Here is a 17746-nt window from a genome sequence, read left to right as displayed (position 1 = left end):
ACGCTCCAGGGGGCCAGATGGGTCCGGATCGGGCCCCCAGAACCTAGCGGAGCGTCGGTCACTCTCCAAAGCGGCTCGACTACGTACTGTTGCGCCCCGAACGGGTGATCAGTAGTCGAAGGCGCGGGCGGTGTTGGCGCCCAGGGCGGTCGCCAGCGCGTCCTCGTCGATGCCCCGCACGGCGGCCATCGCGCGGACGGTGACCGGGACGAGATACGGCGCGTTGGGCCGTCCGCGGTACGGCGCGGGGGTCAGGAAGGGCGCGTCGGTCTCCACGAGGACCAGTTCCAGCGGGGCCACGGCGAGGGCGTCGCGCAGGTTCTGGGCGTTCTTGAAGGTGACGTTGCCGGCGAAGGACATGAAGTAGCCCTCGCGGGCGCAGATCGCGGCCATCTCGGCGTCGCCGGAGTAGCAGTGGAAGACGGTGCGCTCGGGGGCGCCCTCCTCCTTCAGGACGCGCAGGACGTCGGCGTGCGCGTCGCGGTCGTGGATGACGAGCGCCTTGCCGTGCCGCTTGGCGATCTCGATGTGGGCGCGGAAGGACCGCTCCTGGGCGGCCTTGCCCTCGGGGCCGGTGCGGAAGTGGTCCAGGCCGGTCTCGCCGACGGCCTTCACCTGCGGCAGCCCGGCCAGCCGGTCGATCTCGGCGAGCGCCTCGTCCAGGGCCGCGTCGCCGCCCGGCGCGCGGGCGCCCTGCCGGGACCAGCCGTCCGGGTCGCCGTGGACGATGCGCGGGGCCTCGTTGGGGTGCAGGGCGACGGCGGCGTGGACGGCGTCGTGGGCGGCGGCGATCTCCGCGGCCCACTGCGAGCCCTTGATGTCGCAGCCGACCTGGACGACCGTCGTGACGCCCACGGACGCGGCCTTCGCCAGGCCCTCCTCGACCGTGCCGGACTGCATGTCGAGGTGGGTGTGGGAGTCGGCGACGGGCACCCCCAGGGGAGGCGGGAGCGGGGGTGCCGCGTTCTTGTCGGCGTTCGAAGGCATGCCCCGATCCTACGAAAGGGGCATGCCAGGCCGCCGACCCGCTCAGCTCGTCCTGCGCTGGAACGGGTGCAGGAGATCGGACAGGTGCCAGTGGTGCGGCTCCTCGGCCTGCCCCGGCACCGGCGGCGCCTCGACCGTGCCCGCCTGCGGCACCCGGTGGGGCCGCTCGGCCGCGCCGCGCACCGCGGAGACCTGGCCCGCACGCATGATCCGCACGACATGGCCGTCGCAGTTCTGGCAGCCCGGCCGGCTCAGCGGCGACGGCACGACCCGGCCGTCGGCCACGTACAGCACGAACTCCTCCCCCTCGGCGTTCGTGTGGTGCTCTATCTCGTACGACTGCTCCCAGCCGTGCCCGCAGCGCATGCAGGCGAACGAATACGACTCGTGAACGACGGCTGTGGCCGTACCGCGGAGACCGGTCTGCCCTGCTATGTCACTCATGCCAGCTCCCTGTCGGGCGGGTGCGTCCCTTCTGGACGGGTGCGTCCCTTCGACCAGTGGACGCCCCGGCCCGGCGTGAATGCATCAGGCCTGTCGAGTGTTGGAGGCGATTTGGACGTCGCTTGCCGAAGTGGCGCGAATGAGACGGCTGGGCTTTGCCGACGACGCCAGCGCTTTGCTCTGCCATGGGGCATGGGGGCACCCGGAAGGGGCAGGCGGCTGCGCGGACTCCCCGTCACCCAGCGTCACTCAGCGGCACGCCTGCGGCTGCGCGGACTCCTCGTCACTCACCCACACGCTTGGCCGCGACCACGGCGTCGAAGACGACCCGCTTGGGCAGTCCCGCCTCCGCCGCCACGGCCGCGATGGCCTCCTTGCGGCGCTCGCCGGCCTCTTCCCGCACCCGCACCCGGCGGACCAGCTCCGCGGCGTCGAGTTCCTCGGGCCCGGCCTCGGGCGCGCCCTCGACCACCACGGTGATCTCCCCGCGCACGCCCTCCGCGGCCCACCGCGCCAGCTCGGCCAGCGGTCCGCGCCGTACCTCCTCGTACGTCTTGGTCAGCTCGCGGCAGACGGCGGCCCGCCGGTCCGCGCCGAAGACCTCGGCCATGGCGGCGAGGGTGTCGTCGAGCCGGTGCGGGGCCTCGAAGTAGACGAGGGTGCGCCGCTCGCCTTCGACCTCGCGCAGCCGGGACAGCCGTTCGCCGGCCTTGCGGGGCAGGAAGCCCTCGAAGCAGAACCGGTCGACGGGCAGCCCGGACAGGGCGAGCGCGGTGAGCACGGCGGACGGTCCGGGCACGGCGGTGACCCGGATGTCCTGCTCCACGGCGGCGGCGACCAGCCGGTATCCGGGGTCGGAGACCGAGGGCATGCCGGCGTCGGTCACCAGCAGCACACGCGCGCCGCCGAGCAGTTCCGTGACCAGCTCGGGGGTGCGGGCGGCCTCGTTGCCCTCGAAGTACGACACCACGCGGCCCTTGGGCGTGACGCCCAGCGCCTGCGTGAGCCGGCGCAGCCGCCGGGTGTCCTCGGCGGCGACCACGTCGGCGCCGGCCAGTTCCTCGGCCAGCCGGGGCGGCGCGTCCGCGATGTCACCGATGGGGGTACCTGCCAGGACAAGGGTTCCAGTCACACCCCCATCCTCCCAGGAGTTCCGGGGCCGCCTTCCGAGCGCCCGGAGGCGGGATGCGGCCGAACGTGTCCCGACCGGTACCGCACATGCACGGGACTCGCACAGCACGGTTCCCTACGATGGCGCGGTGACCAGTACCGCGTCCTCCATGGACCTCCGGCAGGGCCAGGCGCCGCACGACCAGCGGCCGTCGTGGCAGCGGCGGCTGCGCCGATTCGGGTACGCACCGGCGGCGGACGCGCCCACGGGCGACGTACGCGACCGTCTGGTGCCGCCGTACGCCGAGCCGAGTCCCCGGCTGTGGCGGGCGCTCGGCGTGCCGCCGGTCCTCGCCGAGCGGATCACCCGCTGGTCGGGGTGGGGCGGGCCGCTGCTGGTGACGCTGATGGCGGGCCTGATGCGGTTCTGGAATCTGGGCAGCCCGCGCGCGGTGATATTCGACGAGACCTACTACGCGAAGGACGCGTGGGCGCTCGTCCACCGCGGTTTCGAGGTCAGCTGGGACAAGTACGGCAAGAACGCCAACGACCTGGTCCTCCAGCAGCACGGCCACCTGGCGGTCCCGACGGATCCGGCGTACGTGGTGCATCCACCGGTCGGCAAGTACGTCATCGGGCTCGGCGAGCTGGTGTTCGGGTTCGACCCGTTCGGCTGGCGGTTCATGACGGCGCTGCTCGGGACGCTGAGCGTGCTGCTGGTGTGCCGGATCGGGCGCCGGATGTGCCGCTCGACGTTCCTGGGCTGTCTCGCGGGCGCGCTGATGGCGGTGGACGGCCTGCACTTCGTGATGAGCCGGACCTCGCTGCTCGACGGCGTGCTGATGTTCTTCGTGGTGGCCGCGTTCGGCTGTCTGGTGGTCGACCGGGACCGGGCGCGGGAGCGGTTGGCCGCCGCGCTGCCGGTGGGGCCGGACGGCCGGGTCCGGCCGGACGCGCAGGTCGCGGACGCCTTCCGCTTCGGGTGGCGCCCCTGGCGGTGGGGGGCGGGGGTGATGCTGGGCCTGGCCGTCGGCACGAAGTGGAACGGCCTGTACGTCCTGGCCGCGTTCTGTGTGATGACGGTCCTGTGGGACGTCGGCGCCCGCAAGGTGGCCGGCGCCCGGCACCCGTATGTCTCCACCCTCAAGTACGACACCGGCCTCGCCTTCGTGGCGACGATCCCGGTGGCGCTGGTGGTCTACGTGGCCTCCTGGACCGGCTGGATCCTGTCCCCGGCCGACGGCACCGGCGGCTACTACCGCAACTGGGCGGCCACCGACGGCAAGGGCGGCACCTGGTCGTTCCTCCCGGACTGGCTGCGCAGTCTGTGGCACTACGAGCACGAGGTCTACAACTTCCACGTCCACCTCGACCAGCCGCACACGTACCAGTCCAACCCGTGGAGCTGGATCGTGCTGGGCCGCCCGGTGTCGTACTTCTACGAGTCGCCTTCCCCCGGCGCCGACGGCTGCCCGGCGGACGCGGGACAGAAGTGCGCCCGGGAGGTGCTGGCGATCGGCACGCCGCTGCTGTGGTGGGCGGCCTGCTTCGCGATCGGCTACGTGCTGTGGCGCTGGGCGTTCCGCCGCGACTGGCGGGCCGGTGCCATCGCCTGCGGGATCGCGGCGGGTTATCTGCCGTGGTTCTTCTACCAGGAGCGGACGATCTTCCTCTTCTACGCGGTCGTCTTCCTGCCGTTCCTGTGTCTGGCGCTGGCGATGATGATCGGCGCGATCGTCGGCCCGCCGGGGTCGAGCGACACCCGCCGGGTGATCGGCGCGACGGCGGCGGGCGTCCTGGTGCTGCTGATCGCCTGGAACTTCATCTACTTCTGGCCCCTGTACACGGGCCAGGCGATCCCGGTCGACAACTGGCGGTCGCGGATGTGGCTGGACACCTGGGTCTGAGTCACGGTTCGACAACGCCTTTCCCGGCGAGCCCCGCCACCGCATACAGTGCCCCGGAATCCTGTTTTGAACGTGTTCAACAGGTCGAACGGGGAGGGATCCGCGCCATGCGCAACAGGGTCAAGGCGGTCGTCATCGGCGGTGTGTGCGTCACGATGCTGGGCGGAGCCGGTTACGGGCTCTACAACGTCGCGTCCGCACTGAACGGCGACGGCGGCACGGGGCACGCCGCTCCCGTGCGGACGGGCCCGCCCACCGGCTCCGAGGTGAAGCAGGCGACCAGCGCCTTCTTCACCGCCTGGGAGAAGGGCGACGCGGCGACCGCGGCGTCGTACACGAACTACCCGCAGGCGGCGCAGAGGTTACTGACGGCCTTCCACGGCGACGCGCACATCGGGAAGGTACGGATCACGCCCGGTGCGGCCACCGGCGACACGGTGCCTTTCACGGTGCGGGCAACGGTGTCGTACCACGGCGCGTCCCGGCAGCTCTCCTACCGGAGCACGCTGACGGTGGTGCGCGGCGAGACCTCGCACCGCGCGCTGGTCGACTGGCAGCCCTCGGTCGTCCACCCGCGCCTGCGCAAGGGAGACACGCTCGCCACCGGCGAGTCGGCCGCGCCGGAGATCGAGGCCGTGGACCGGGACGGAAAGGTGCTGACACGGAGGAAGTACCCCTCCCTCGGCCCCCTGCTGGACGAGTTGCGCAGACGGTACGGCGACAAGACCGGCGGCCGGCCCGGTGTGGAGCTGGTGATCCGCCGTCAGGCCGCGGCGGACGGCGGCCAGGCCGCGGACACCCCGCTCGCCACCCTGGTCAAGGGCAGGCCCGGCAAGCTCCCGACGACACTGAGCGCGAGCGCGCAGGCGGCGGCCGAGACGGCCGTACAGAAGTACGCCGAGTCCTCCGTCGTGGCCGTCAAGCCGAGCACCGGCGAGATCCTGGCCGTCGCCAACAACCGCGTGGACGGCTTCGACGCGGCCCTCCTCGGCGAGCGCGCCCCCGGCTCCACCATGAAGATCATCAGCGCAGCGACCCTCATCGACAACGGCCTGACCACCGCGGGCGGCCCGGCGCCCTGCCCGCCGTCGGCCGTCTGGCAGAGCCAGACCTTCCAGAACCTCAAGGGCCTGAAGCCGGACGAGCACGCCACCCTCGCCGACAGCTTCGCCCGCTCCTGCAACACGGCGTTCGTGAAGTTCGCGGACGAGGTGAAGGCCGACTCGCTCACCGAGGAGGCCGCGGAGCGGTTCGGGCTCGGGCGGAACAACTGGCAGGTCGGCGTGCCGACGTTCGACGGCCGGGTTCCCGCCTCCGGTGGCCCGGACACCGCGGCCCACCTCATCGGACAGGGCCAGGTCCAGATGAGCCCGCTGAACATGGCGTCCGTGACGGCGACCGCGAAGACAGGCACCTTCCGCCAGCCCGTGATCGTGCCGCTGCGGCTGGACGACCGCGAACCGGCCCGCGCGCGGGGGCTGTCGTCCAGCACGGTCCAGCAGTTGCGCGCCATGATGAACCGCACCGCGCGCAGCGGCACCGCGGCGGGCGTGATGGCCGCTCTGAGCGGGGACATCGGCGCGAAGACCGGGTCCGCGGAGGTCGACGGGGAGGCCAGGCCGGACAGCTGGTTCGCCGGTTACCGCGACGACGTGGCCGCGGCGGCGATGGTCCAGGACGGCGGGCACGGCATCGACGCGGCCGGGCCGATTGTCGCAAGCGTGCTACGGAACGCCGGCTGACGTCACCCGCAAAGGCGGGGACTTTAAGGTGATTGCCGTCGTTGGGGAGTGTGAGGGCTGTGGGGACCCTGGGGAAGGCGCGGAGGAACTGAGGCTGTGGGCAAGAGAAGGCGCGTCGCCGAGCGGCGCAAGACCCGACCCGCCGTGCTCGGCGGGATGATCGCCGTCGTGGTCGGCGGTGCCGGGTTCGGCGTCTACGCGCTGTACGGCGGCGGGGCCGCTGCCGACGAGGCGACCGCCGCCACGGCCGGCCACAAGCCGGTGAAGACCGGCCCGCTCAGCGCCACGGAGGTCCGCACGGCCGCCACCCGCTTCCTGACCGCCTGGCAGCACGGCAGGGTCACCGAGGCGGCGGCGGCCACCGACGACCCGTCCGCCGCCCGCACCCTGCTCACCGGCTACACCAAGGACGCCCACCTGAAGGACGTCACGCTCACCCCGGGAACGGCGAAGGGCGCCGAGGTGCCGTTCTCCGTCAAGGCGACGGTGGCCTACCGGAACCTCGGCAAGCCGCTCGCCTACGGCAGTTCGCTCACCGTCGTGCGCCGCGCGAGCGACGGCAGGCCGCTGGTCGACTGGCACTCCGCCGTGGTCCATCCGGACCTGAGGGACGGCGACACGCTGGTCACCGGCGAGTCGGGCACCCCGCCCGTCAAGGCGCTGGACCGCGACGGCGGCGAGCTGACGGCCGCCAGGTTCCCGTCGCTGGGCACGGTGCTGGACGGGCTGCGGGAGAAGTACGGCAAGAAGGCGGGCGGTACGGCGGGCGTCGAGCTCCGCGTGGTGCGCGGCAAGGCGGCCAAGGCCGCCAAGCTGTCGGACAAGACGCTGGTGGAGCTGAGCAAGGGCACTCCGGGGACGGTGAGGACGACGCTCAGCCCCACCCTGCAGGCGGCGGCCGAGCAGCAGGTGGCCCGGCGCGCGCGTGCCTCGGTGGTCGCACTGCGGCCCTCGACCGGGGAGATCCTCGCGGTCGCCAACAGCGGGCACGGCTTCAACACCGCCTTCCAGGGCTCGCTCGCGCCCGGCTCCACGATGAAGATCATCACCTCCTCGCTGCTCATCGACAAGGGTCTGGCCTCGGCGGACAAGGGGCATCCCTGCCCGAAGACCTCCAAGTACGGCGGCTGGACCTTCCACAACGACGACGACTTCCAGATCAAGGGCGGCACGTTCAAGGCGAGCTTCGCCCGCTCCTGCAACACGGCCTTCATCAGCCAGGCGAAGAAGCTGGAGAACGACGACCTCACCCGGCAGGCCCAGCAGGTCTTCGGGCTGTCGATGAACAACTGGGCGATCGGTGTGCCCAGCTTCGACGGCTCGGTGCCGGTGCAGTCGGCGGCGCAGATGGCCGCCTCGCTGATCGGTCAGGGCGGGGTGCGGATGAACCCGCTGAACATGGCCTCGGTGGCGGCCACCGTGAAGTCGGGCACCTTCCACCAGCCTTACCTGGTGTCCCCGTCCGTGGACCACCGCACGCTGGCCACCGCCTCGCGCACCCTGTCGCCCACCACGCTGTCCCAGCTGCGCGAGTTGATGCGGTACACGGCCGCGTACGGCACGGCCGCCGAGGCGATGTCCGGGCTCGGCCCGGACTACGGCGCGAAGACCGGCTCGGCGGAGGTCGACGGGCAGAAGAAGCCGAACGGCTGGTTCACCGCCTACCGGGGCGACCTCGCGGCGGCCGGCGTGGTCCAGGCGGGCGGACACGGCGGCGACACGGCCGGACCGATCGTGGCGAAGCTGCTGAAGCTCGGAAGCTGATCAGCTGCGCACGGGCTCGGCGGTGTAGGTCCGGCGCAGGAATCTGACCAGGGTCTTCGACTCGAACTGGACCACTTCGACGCCGTGGTCGGTGTGGAACTCGACCACGGCCTGGACGCGCCCGCAGGGCCACACCCGGACGGCGCCGCTCTCGGCCGGCGCCCGCAGCCCCCGTTCGAGGAGCGCGCGGGAGAAGGTCCACTCGTGCGGTCCGGGCAAGCCGACGCGGACCGACCGGGGATCGCTGTCGGGGTCGTACCGCAGCACGACGGGTACAGCCCCGGGGTCCTCCTCGTCCGTGACGATATGAGCGCGCGCATACTGCTCGACTACAGACATCGGACCGCCCTCTCACGCACCGTGACCTATGCGAAAGCCGTGCATCCGCTTTCCATCAAGCGTCGCATACTTTCCGGTTCGCGCCCGATGAGAGCCGAGACTCGATCTCTCTTGCAAAGGGTTCGCAACAAGGCTCTAAAATCGTACGGTGCACGTACCTGACGGATTCATCGACGCCCCGACCTCCGCGGTCACCGGAGTGGTCGCCGCCGGCGCCCTCGCGGTGAGCCTGCGCGGCGCCCGCCGCGAACTCGACGAGCGGACGGCCCCGCTGGCCGGCCTCGTCGCGGCGTTCATCTTCGCCGTCCAGATGCTGAACTTCCCGGTCGCCGCCGGGACCAGCGGGCATCTGCTGGGCGGTGCGCTCGCCGCGATCCTCGTCGGCCCCTACACCGCCGTGCTGTGCGTGTCGGTCGTGCTGCTCATGCAGGGCGTGCTGTTCGCCGACGGCGGGCTGACCGCGCTCGGCGTGAACATCACCGACATGGCGATCGTCACCACCGTCGTGGCCTACGCCGTCTTCCGCGGTCTGCTCGCCGTGCTGCCCCGCAAGCGGCGCTCGGTGACCGTCGCCTCCTTCGTCGCCGCGCTGCTGTCCGTGCCGGCCGCCGCGGTCGCCTTCACCCTGCTCTACGCGGTCGGCGGCACCACCGACGTCTCCATCGGCAAGGTCGCGACCGCGATGGTCGGCGTGCATGTGCTGATCGGTGCCGGTGAGGCGGTCATCACCGCGCTGACGGTCGGCGCCGTCATCGCCGTACGCCCGGACCTGGTGTACGGGGCACGCGGCCTGCGGCAGCGGCTCCGGTTGCGGGTGAACGGCGCACTGGTGGACGCCCCGGCTCCCACGGTGCCCGTGGCGGCGCGCACCTCGCGGCGCACGCTGTGGGTGACCGGCCTCGTCACCTCCCTCGTCCTGGCCGGCTTCGTCAGCTTCTACGCCTCCGCGAACCCCGACGGCCTGGAGAAGGTCGCGCACGACAAGGGGATCGACAAGAAGGCGGAGAAGCACGCGGCGGCCGACTCGCCGCTGGCCGACTACGGCGTCAAGGACGTCTCCGACGCCCGGCTGTCCGGCGGCCTCGCGGGCGTGATCGGCGTCGGCGTCACGGTCGTCGCGGGCAGCGCGGTGTTCTGGGCGGTGCGCAGGCGGCGCACCGACGACGTGTCTCCCGTGAACACCGGCGTCTGACGTGGGAGCGGGACACGCGCACCGGCTCTACCGGCACGGGCACTCGCCCGTGCACGCCCTGCCGCCGCACACCAAGCTCGCCGCCGCCTTCCTGTTCGTGGTGGTCGTCGTGTCCACCCCGCGCGCGGCGATGTGGGCGTTCGCGCTGTTCGCCGTGCTGCTCGCGCGCGTCGCGCAGCACGCGCGCGTGCCCGCCGGTTTCCTGCTCAGGCGGCTGCTGATCGAGGTGCCGTTCGTCGCCTTCGCGGTGCTCATGCCGTTCGTCGCGGAGGGCGAGCGGGTGGATGTGCTGGGGCTCTCGCTGAGCGTGAACGGGCTGTGGGGCGCCTGGAACGTGCTCGCCAAGGGCACCCTCGGTGTCGCCGCCTCGGTGCTGCTGGCCGCCACCACCGAGCTGCGCGAACTGCTGCTCGGGCTCCAGCGGCTGAAGCTGCCGCCGCTGCTGGTGCAGATCGCGTCCTTCATGATCCGCTACGGCGACGTCATCACCGACGAGATGCGCCGGATGCGGATCGCCCGCGAGTCGCGCGGCTTCGAGGCGAAGGGCGTGCGGCACTGGGGCGTCCTCGCCAAGTCCGCCGGCGCGCTGTTCATCCGCTCCTACGAGCGCGGGGAGCGCGTGCACCTGGCCATGGTGAGCCGGGGGTACGCCGGCGCCATGCCGGTCATCGACGAGGTGACCGCGTCCGCCGCCCAGTGGCGGCACGCCCTCGCACTGCCCTGCGCCGCCCTCGTCGTCTGTCTGCTGGGATGGATCCTGTGAGTACTGCTTCCCTGGAGGTCTCCGGCCTCGCCTTCGCCTACCCCGACGGCCACCAGGCCCTGTTCGGCGTGGACTTCTCCATCGCGCGCGGCGAACGGGTCGCCCTGCTCGGCCCGAACGGGGCCGGCAAGACGACGCTGGTGCTGCATCTGAACGGCATCCTGGGCGGTGGTACCGGCACGGTGACCGTGGCCGGGCTGCCGGTCGGCAAGCAGCACATGGCCGCGATCCGGCAGAAGGTCGGCATCGTCTTCCAGGACCCGGACGACCAGCTGTTCATGCCGACCGTGCGGGAGGACGTGGCGTTCGGTCCGGCCGCCGCCGGGATCAAGGGGACGGCGCTGGAGGAGCGGGTGCGCTCCGCGCTGGAGCGGGTCGGGATGCAGGACTTCGCCGACCGGCCGCCGCACCACCTGTCCTTCGGCCAGCGCCGCCGGGTCGCGGTGGCCACCGTGCTCGCGATGGAGCCGGAGATCCTCGTCCTGGACGAGCCGTCCTCCAACCTGGACCCGGCCTCCCGCCGCGAACTCGCCGACATCCTGCGCTCGCTGGACGTCACCGTCCTCATGGTCACGCACGACCTGCCGTACGCCCTGGAGCTGTGCCCGCGCTCCCTCGTCCTCAGCGACGGCGTGATCGCCGCGGACGGCCCGACCGGCGCGCTGCTCGGCGACGAGGAGCTGATGCGGGCGCACCGGCTGGAGCTGCCGTTCGGCTTCGACCCGAAGTCCGTGACAATGGGCGCGTGACGAACCAGGACCCCGCCGTCGAGGGCTCGCTGCTGCTGGACGACCAGCTGTGCTTCGCGCTGTACGCCGCACAGCGGGCGGTGACCGCCGCGTACCGTCCCCTTCTGGACGACCTGGGGCTCACCTATCCGCAGTACCTCGTGCTGCTGGTGCTGTGGGAGCGCGGCGAGACCAGCGTGAAGGAGCTGGCGCGCGCCCTCCGGCTGGACTACGGCACCGTCTCGCCGTTGCTGAAGCGGCTGGAGGGGGCGGGCCTGGTGCGCAGGGAGCGCGCGGCGGACGACGAGCGCTCGGTGCTCGTCGCCTGCACCGGGCGCGGAGAGGAACTCCGGGAGCGTGCGGCCCGCATGCCCGGCGCGCTGCTCACCGCGACGGCGCTCGACGCGTCGGAGGTCGCGCGGCTGCGCGAGGAGTTGTGGCAGCTCGCCGAGAGGGCGGGAAGCGCGGCGAAGCGCACCCGCTGACCTGGTGCGCCGGGGTGTTACCCCCGGTCGCTACCCCCCCACCGGCCCAGCCCGTACCTACCAGCCGGTACCTTGTGCACGATGGACTTGTGCGCCACTTGTTTCGGGGGAGGCCGGTCATGACCGAGGGCACCGCTGTCGACACGCGTCCGACGAAGATCATGTACGTCGCCGAGGCCACCGCCCACGGCGGCCGCGACGGCTACGTCACCAGCCAGGACGGCCAGATCCGGCTGAAGGTCGCGATGCCTCCCGGGCTGGGCGGCGACGGCAACGGCACGAACCCGGAGCAGCTGTTCGCGGCCGGCTGGAGCGCCTGCTTCCACAACGCGCTGATCCTGGTCGGCAACCGCGCGGGCTACGACCTGACCGGCTCCACCGTGGCCGCCAAGGTCGGCATCGGCCCGAACAAGCACCACGGCTACGGCCTCGCGGTCGCGCTCAGCGTCTCGTTGCCGGTACTGGACCGACAGATCGCCGAGAAGCTGGTGGACGCCGCCCACGAGGTGTGCCCCTACTCGAACGCCACGCGCGGCAACATCGACGTAACGATCCTGCTGGGCTGATCCGCCGAGGAATCGCAGGCACGCAGCCGGTGTTGCACCCACTGTCGCAGGCGATGGGAAGGGACGGCGAGCGTGGACGTGAACGGCACTGTGGCCGAGGGCTTCGAGCCGGTCAGGGAGGCGTTCGCCGCGAACTTCGCGCTGCTCGGCGAGCGCGGCGCGGCCGTCGCCGTCTACCGGGACGGGCACCGGGTGGTGGAGCTGTGGGCCGGCGCCCGGGACATCGACGGCTCGGCCGGCACGGCGCCCTGGGAGCCCGGGACCGCGCAGATCGTGCGCTCCGCCACCAAGGGCGTCGCCGCCGCCGCGCTGCTGCTCCTGCACCAGCGCGGCGAGCTGGACCTGGACGCCCCGGTCGGCTCGTACTGGCCGGAGTTCAAGGCGGCCGGCAAGGACCACACCCGCGTACGGCACCTGCTCGCGCACCGCGCGGGCGTGCCCGTGCTGGACAGCCCGCTGACCCCCGCGGAGGCCGCCGACCCCGACCTCGGCGCCGCCGCCGTCGCCGCCCAGGCGCCGGTGTGGGAGCCGGGCACGGACCACGGCTACCACGCCCAGACCTACAGCTGGCTCACCGGCGAACTGCTCCGCCGGGTCACCGGCCGCCCGGTCGGCGAGTGGATCGCGGACGAGATCGCCGGGCCGGTCGGCGCGGACCTGTGGCTCGGCCTGCCGGAACCGGAGCACGCGCGCGCGGGGCGCGTCGGCCCGCTCGACGCCCCTCAGGCCGCGGGCGGTCTGCGGACCCGGCCCAAGCGTGCGGTCGCCGAGGCCTACGCCGACCCGGGCTCCCTCACCCGCCGCGCGTTCGCCGCGATCACCCCGCTCCCCGACGAGAACGCCACCGCCTACCGCGCCGCCGCCCTGCCCGCCTCCAACGGCATCGCCACAGCCGACGGACTGGCCCGCTTCTACGCCTCGCTCATCGGCGAGGTGGACGGCGGCACCCGCCTGTTCACCCCGCAGACCATGGAACTGGCCCGCGCCGAGCAGTCCGCCGGGCCGGACCGGGTCCTGGTGGTGAACACCCACTTCGGCCTCGGCTACATGCTGCACGGCGCCGCGTCGCCGCTGCTCTCCCCCGGCTCCTTCGGCCACCCCGGGCGCGGCGGCGCCCTCGCCTTCGCCGACCCGGAGAGCGGCATCGCCTTCGGCTATGTCACCAACGGCTTCCGCTCGGGCGTGACGGCGGACCCGAGGGCGCAGGCGCTGATCCGCGCGGTCCGCACGGCGCTCGCCTAGGGGGTTTCGTTTGGATCAGGTCGGATCAGGCCGCGGCGCATGGTGCGGTGCATCGCAAGGCGGAGGATCACCCGCGTACTGGGCGTACTCGGGTGGTCCGACAACGCGGCGAGGTGCCGTGCCGGGCGTCGCGGACCCGGGCTGATCCAAACGAAGCCCCCTAGGTCCTTGTCGTCACACTCGCGGGGCAGGCGGGTGTGACGACAGGGCCGAGACCGCCTACGCCCCGGGCGCACGGCGCGGTGGTGTCACACGTGGATCGGATGCGAGGTCCGTCCGGACTCCGTGTCGATCTCGTCGTGGGCCTTGGTCAGCAGTTGCATGGCCAGTTCGTTGAGGGCACGGGCGCCGGCGATCTCCTCGCCGACCCGGGGCTGGTTCGCGTCGATGCTGTGCCTGCTGGCGTGGCCGCGCGACCGGACCTCGGTACCGTCCGGCAAGCGCACCAGGGCCACCGCCTGCGTGTGCTGGTCGTCCTCCTCCTTGAACTCCAGCTCGACGTGCCATCCGACAGCGGTGTGCGTCATGACGATCACCTCCGAAAACCGCTGCTTCCAGGGTGCGCCTCAGCACCCCGGCCCGTCATGTCGGCACCGGCACGGCGGCACGCCCCGGGCACCACCGGGCCCGCGGCACCCCTCGCGCGCGCTGCCCGTGCCGCTCTCACCCCGCCCGCAGCATCAACCCGATCCCGAGCACGAGCAGCGCCGCCGCCGCGATCCGGGGTGCGCCGAAGCGCTCCTTGAAGAACAGGGCGCCGATGGCCGCGCCGACGATGATGGACGACTCGCGCAGCGCGGCGACGGGGGCGAGCGCGGCCCGGGTCTGGGCCCACAGGACCAGGGCGTACGCGGAGACGGACAGGGCGGCGCCGAGGAGTCCGAGGCCGGCGTACGGCCGGAGCAGCCGTACGGTGTCGCCCCGAGCGCGTACGTACATGTACGCGGGAACGGCGGACCCCTGGATGGCCATGAGCCAGGCGATGTACCCGAGGGGTGTGTGCGCGGCACGGACGCCCAGACCGTCGATGACCGTGTACGCGGCGATGGTCAGGCCGGTCGCCAGGGCCGCGCCGATCGCCGCCCAGTCGGGCCGGTTGCCGCGCAGGCCCCACAGGCTGACGCCGGTCAGGCCCAGGCAGGACACGGCGATACCGGCGCTCGCCCAGACGCCGGGCACCTCGTGCGCGAAGACGGCGGCGAGCACGGTGACCACGAGCGGGGCGCTGCCGCGCGCGAGGGGATACGCCTGCCCGAAGTCGCCCAGCCGGAACGAGGTCATCAACAGGACGTAGTAGACGATGTGCACGGCCGCCGAGGCCAGCAGCAGCGGCCAGGCCGGCCCCGCCGGGAAGGCCACGAACGGGGTGAGGGCGAGCCCGATCAGCAGCCCGCCGCCGGAGATCAGGGTGAAGCCGACCAGTTTGTCGCTGATGCGGTGGGCGATGGCGTTCCAGCTGGCGTGGGTGACGGCGGCGAGCAGGACGGCCGCGGCGACGAGCGGTGTCACGCCTTCGGCTCGCGTACGTCCACCAGCGTCGCGCCCGCGTGGGCGACGAGATCCCGCGGCGCGATCGGGAAGACGGTGTGCGGGGTGCCGGCCGCCGCCCACACCACGTCGTGCGCGAGCAGCGAGCGGTCGGCGAGGACACGCGTGCGCGTGCGGTGCCCGAAGGGCGGTACCCCGCCGATGGCGTACCCCGTCGTCTCACGGACGAGGCCGGCGTCGGCCCGGGTGACCTTCCCGGCGCCGAGTTCCTCCCGCACCCGCCGCACATCCACCCGCGAGGCCCCGTCCATCAGCACCAGCACCGGCACGTCGTCGGCGGCGAAGATCAGCGACTTGCAGATCTGGCTCAGCTCGCATCCGATCGCGGCGGCGGCCTCGGCCGCGGTCCGGGTCGCGTCCGGGAACCGCCGGGTGCGTGGGAGGACGTCGTCCAGTCCGAGCGCCCGCAGCGCTTCGGCGAACTGGGGGTGGGCTGCGGAACCTTCGGCGTCAGTGGCGGCTGTCGTCGTCATGGACGGCACGGTACGGCATCGCCCGAACGGCCCTCACCAGGGTTTTCCCCACCCGGTGCGGGCCCCCGTACACGCGAAAGCCGGTGAGGGTGCAAGCCCCGTCCCCACGGGCACCCTCACCGGCCGCTCAGAGGAACCGGTACCTCAGGCGCGTACCAGCTCCCGCTCGTCGTCCGTGCCGTCCGTACCGTCCGCCGAGGACTGCCTGCGCAGACCCTCGCCCTCGACGTCCACGTTGGGCAGCGCGCGGTCCAGCCACTTCGGCAGCCACCAGGCCCGCTTGCCGAGCAGGGCGAGCACCGCCGGGACGATGGCCATGCGGACGATGAACGCGTCGAAGAAGACGGCGATCGCGAGGCCGAAGCCGATCATCTTGATCATCGACTCGCTGGAGCCGATGAAGCCGGAGAAGACGGCGATCATGATGACGGCGGCGGCGGTCACGACCCGGGCGCCGTACTTGAAGCCCGTCACCACCGCCTGGCTCGGCTTCTCGCCGTGTACGTACGCCTCCCGCATCCGGGTCACGAGGAACACCTCGTAGTCCATCGCGAGGCCGAAGACGACACCCACCATGAAGATCGGCATCATCGACATGACCGGGCCGGTCTGCTCGACGTTCATCAGGCCGGACAGCCAGCCCCACTGGAAGACCGCGACGACGGCGCCGAGCGCGGCGAGCACCGACAGCAGGAAGCCGAGGGCCGCCTTCAGCGGGACCAGCACCGAGCGGAAGACCACGATCAGCAGCAGGAAGGCCAGGCCCACCACGAGCGCGAGGTAGGGCAGCAGGGCGTCGTTCAGCTTCTGCGAGACATCGATGTTCATCGCCGTCGAGCCGGTGACCAGGACCGTGGAGTCGGTGTCCCGCGCGATGTCCGCGCCCTTGTCCCGGATGGCGTGCACCAGGTTCTCGGTCGTCGCCGAGGACGGCTTCGACCGGGGGACGACGGTGATCGTCGCGGTGTCGCCGGTCTTGTTGGGCGTGGCCGGGGTGACGGTGACGACGTCCTTCAGGCCCTTGATCTCGTCGCCGACCTTGCTGAAGGCGGCCTTCGGGTCGGCGCTGTCCTTGGCGTCCACGACGACCATGAGCGGACCGTTGAAGCCGGGACCGAAGCCCTCGGACAGGAGGTCGTAGGCGCGGCGCTGGGTGGTGGAGACGGGCTGGGAGCCGTCGTCGGGCAGGCCCAGCTCCAGGGAGGCGGCCGGGACGGCCGCCGCGCCGAGGCCGAGCACACCGAGCAGGAGGACGGCGACCGGACGGCGGACGACGAAGCTGGCCCAGCGGGTGCCCATGTTGGGGCGGCCGGGCTTCTTCGGCGTGCGGCCGCCGCCGAGCAGCTTGCTCTTCTCGCCGGCCGGCTTGACCTTGCGGCCCGCGTAGCCGAGCAGCGCCGGGATCATCGTCAGGGCGATGAGGACGGCGATGGCGACCGTGCCCGCCGCCGCGACGCCCATCTTGGTCAGCATCGGGATGTTGACGACGGAGAGACCGACCAGGGCGATGACGACGGTCAGGCCGGCGAAGACCACCGCCGAGCCCGCCGTGCCCACGGCCCGTCCCGCGGCCTCCTCGCGCTCGCGGCCCTCGGCGAGTTCCGCGCGGTAGCGGGAGACGATGAACAGGGCGTAGTCGATGCCGACGGCGAGGCCGATCATCGTCGCCAGGGTGGAGGTGGTGGAGCCCAGGTCCAGCGTGCTGGCGAGCGCCGTGATCGAGGAGACGCCGATGCCGACGCCGATGATCGCGGTCAGCAGCGGCAGCCCGGCGGCGAGCAGGGAGCCGAAGGTGATGACGAGGACGACGGCGGCGATCGCGATGCCGATGACCTCGCTGGAGCCGGTCTCGGGCGTCGCGGTCAGCGCGTCACCGCCGACCTCGACCCGCAGCCCGGCGTCCCGCGCGTGCTGCGCGGCCTCCTTCAGGGCGTCGCGGGAGGAGTCCTCCAGCTCCATGCCGGAGACCTTGTACTTCACCGAGGCGTAGGCGATGGTGCCGCTCTTGCTGACGGCGTGTCCGGTGTAGGGGTCGGCGACGGAGGCGACCTCGGAACCGCTGCGCAGCTCCTTGACGGTCTTCTCGACGACCGCCTTGTTGCCGGCGTCCGTCATCTTCTCGCCGCTCGGCGCCTTGAAGACGACCCGGGCGGTCGCGCCGTCGGCGCTCATTCCGGGGAAGCGCTGTTCCAGCAGGTCGAAGGCCTTCTGTGCCTCGGTGCCGGGGATGGAGAAGGACGTGTTGCCGGCCGCCGGCGCGGAGGCGGCACCCACCCCGGCGAGGGTGAGCAACGCGACCCACATCAGGGCGACGAAGTGCCGTCGCCGGAAGGCGAGCCGGCCGAGTTTGTAGAGAAACGTGGCCACGGAGGCGTACTCCCGGTCAGTCGTGGGTTATGGGCAGGGGCGATCAGCCCGACGACGTGAGCGGTGACGTCAGGTGGTGGGCTTACTGG

Annotated in this window: 17 protein-coding genes; 9 read left to right on the top strand and 8 right to left on the bottom strand. The window is 72.3% G+C overall.

Annotated features, from left to right (window positions below; all coding sequences use genetic code 11):
* Window positions 1–108: 108 nt before the first annotated feature.
* The 3 genes from ACZ7DL_RS06230 to rsmI form a co-directional block, all read right to left on the bottom strand.
* Window positions 109–987 carry a TatD family hydrolase gene (locus ACZ7DL_RS06230; protein ID WP_470771787.1) on the bottom strand — a complete coding sequence of 293 codons (879 nt, stop codon included), beginning with the start codon at window positions 985–987 and terminating at the stop codon, window positions 109–111.
* A gap of 42 nt (window positions 988–1029) precedes the next feature.
* Window positions 1030–1431: a hypothetical protein gene (locus ACZ7DL_RS06225; RefSeq protein WP_470771786.1), complete on the bottom strand. Its 402-nt coding sequence runs from the start codon at window positions 1429–1431 to the stop codon at window positions 1030–1032.
* A gap of 283 nt (window positions 1432–1714) precedes the next feature.
* Window positions 1715–2563, bottom strand: a complete 849-nt coding sequence (rsmI, locus tag ACZ7DL_RS06220) for a 16S rRNA (cytidine(1402)-2'-O)-methyltransferase (protein WP_470771784.1) — start codon at window positions 2561–2563, stop codon at window positions 1715–1717.
* 127 nt (window positions 2564–2690) lie between these two features.
* On the opposite strand from rsmI, the gene ACZ7DL_RS06215 reads away from it, so the two are divergent.
* The 3 genes from ACZ7DL_RS06215 (at window position 2691) to ACZ7DL_RS06205 (ending at window position 7954) form a co-directional block, all read left to right on the top strand.
* Window positions 2691–4448 carry a dolichyl-phosphate-mannose--protein mannosyltransferase gene (locus ACZ7DL_RS06215; RefSeq protein ID WP_470771782.1) on the top strand — a complete coding sequence of 586 codons (1758 nt, stop codon included), beginning with the start codon at window positions 2691–2693 and terminating at the stop codon, window positions 4446–4448.
* Window positions 4449–4555: 107 nt separating this feature from the next.
* Window positions 4556–6190: a penicillin-binding transpeptidase domain-containing protein gene (locus tag ACZ7DL_RS06210; RefSeq protein ID WP_470771781.1), complete on the top strand. Its 1635-nt coding sequence runs from the start codon at window positions 4556–4558 to the stop codon at window positions 6188–6190.
* A gap of 96 nt (window positions 6191–6286) precedes the next feature.
* The gene (locus tag ACZ7DL_RS06205) at window positions 6287–7954 is read left to right on the top strand and encodes a penicillin-binding transpeptidase domain-containing protein (RefSeq protein ID WP_470771780.1); all 1668 of its coding nucleotides are present in this window, start codon (window positions 6287–6289) and stop codon (window positions 7952–7954) included.
* On the opposite strand, the gene ACZ7DL_RS06200 is transcribed toward ACZ7DL_RS06205, so the two are convergent.
* Window positions 7955–8293, bottom strand: coding sequence for an SsgA family sporulation/cell division regulator (locus tag ACZ7DL_RS06200; RefSeq protein ID WP_470771779.1), 339 nt, complete (start codon window positions 8291–8293; stop codon window positions 7955–7957).
* 148 nt (window positions 8294–8441) lie between these two features.
* Between ACZ7DL_RS06200 and ACZ7DL_RS06195 the strand changes: the two genes are divergently transcribed.
* The 6 genes from ACZ7DL_RS06195 to ACZ7DL_RS06170 all read left to right on the top strand — a co-directional run bounded on the left by ACZ7DL_RS06195 (window position 8442) and on the right by ACZ7DL_RS06170 (window position 13269).
* Window positions 8442–9485 carry an energy-coupling factor ABC transporter permease gene (locus ACZ7DL_RS06195; RefSeq protein ID WP_470771778.1) on the top strand — a complete coding sequence of 348 codons (1044 nt, stop codon included), beginning with the start codon at window positions 8442–8444 and terminating at the stop codon, window positions 9483–9485.
* Window position 9486: 1 nt separating this feature from the next.
* Window positions 9487–10248 carry a cobalt ECF transporter T component CbiQ gene (cbiQ, locus tag ACZ7DL_RS06190; protein WP_470771777.1) on the top strand — a complete coding sequence of 254 codons (762 nt, stop codon included), beginning with the start codon at window positions 9487–9489 and terminating at the stop codon, window positions 10246–10248.
* Window positions 10236–10997 carry an energy-coupling factor ABC transporter ATP-binding protein gene (locus tag ACZ7DL_RS06185; protein ID WP_470771775.1) on the top strand — a complete coding sequence of 254 codons (762 nt, stop codon included), beginning with the start codon at window positions 10236–10238 and terminating at the stop codon, window positions 10995–10997. The genes cbiQ and ACZ7DL_RS06185 overlap by 13 nt, the downstream gene beginning before the upstream one ends.
* Window positions 10994–11461 carry a MarR family winged helix-turn-helix transcriptional regulator gene (locus ACZ7DL_RS06180; RefSeq protein ID WP_470771773.1) on the top strand — a complete coding sequence of 156 codons (468 nt, stop codon included), beginning with the start codon at window positions 10994–10996 and terminating at the stop codon, window positions 11459–11461. Before ACZ7DL_RS06185 ends, ACZ7DL_RS06180 begins: the two co-directional genes overlap by 4 nt.
* Before the next feature lie 119 nt (window positions 11462–11580).
* Window positions 11581–12027 carry an organic hydroperoxide resistance protein gene (locus tag ACZ7DL_RS06175; protein ID WP_470771772.1) on the top strand — a complete coding sequence of 149 codons (447 nt, stop codon included), beginning with the start codon at window positions 11581–11583 and terminating at the stop codon, window positions 12025–12027.
* A gap of 72 nt (window positions 12028–12099) precedes the next feature.
* Window positions 12100–13269, top strand: coding sequence for a serine hydrolase domain-containing protein (locus ACZ7DL_RS06170; protein WP_470771771.1), 1170 nt, complete (start codon window positions 12100–12102; stop codon window positions 13267–13269).
* Window positions 13270–13517: 248 nt separating this feature from the next.
* Here ACZ7DL_RS06170 and ACZ7DL_RS06165 read toward each other — a convergent pair whose 3' ends face one another.
* From ACZ7DL_RS06165 to ACZ7DL_RS06150, 4 genes are all read right to left on the bottom strand, one after another.
* Complete coding sequence (locus ACZ7DL_RS06165) at window positions 13518–13796, bottom strand: DUF1876 domain-containing protein (protein ID WP_470771769.1); 279 nt, start codon at window positions 13794–13796, stop codon at window positions 13518–13520.
* Window positions 13797–13932: 136 nt separating this feature from the next.
* A complete protein-coding gene (locus ACZ7DL_RS06160; RefSeq protein ID WP_470771768.1) occupies window positions 13933–14778 on the bottom strand; it encodes an EamA family transporter in 846 nt (281 codons plus the stop codon).
* Window positions 14775–15290 (bottom strand): YbaK/EbsC family protein, encoded by a 516-nt coding sequence (locus ACZ7DL_RS06155; RefSeq protein ID WP_470771766.1) that lies wholly within the window; start codon window positions 15288–15290, stop codon window positions 14775–14777. The genes ACZ7DL_RS06160 and ACZ7DL_RS06155 overlap by 4 nt, the downstream gene beginning before the upstream one ends.
* Before the next feature lie 144 nt (window positions 15291–15434).
* Window positions 15435–17657 (bottom strand): MMPL family transporter, encoded by a 2223-nt coding sequence (locus tag ACZ7DL_RS06150; protein WP_470771764.1) that lies wholly within the window; start codon window positions 17655–17657, stop codon window positions 15435–15437.
* Window positions 17658–17746: the final 89 nt, after the last annotated feature.

It is taken from the genome of Streptomyces sp. NPDC036984, from assembly GCF_055607665.1.
The sequence above is the reverse complement of the archived record's forward strand: the minus strand, read 5'-3'. Positions and strand labels throughout refer to the sequence as shown.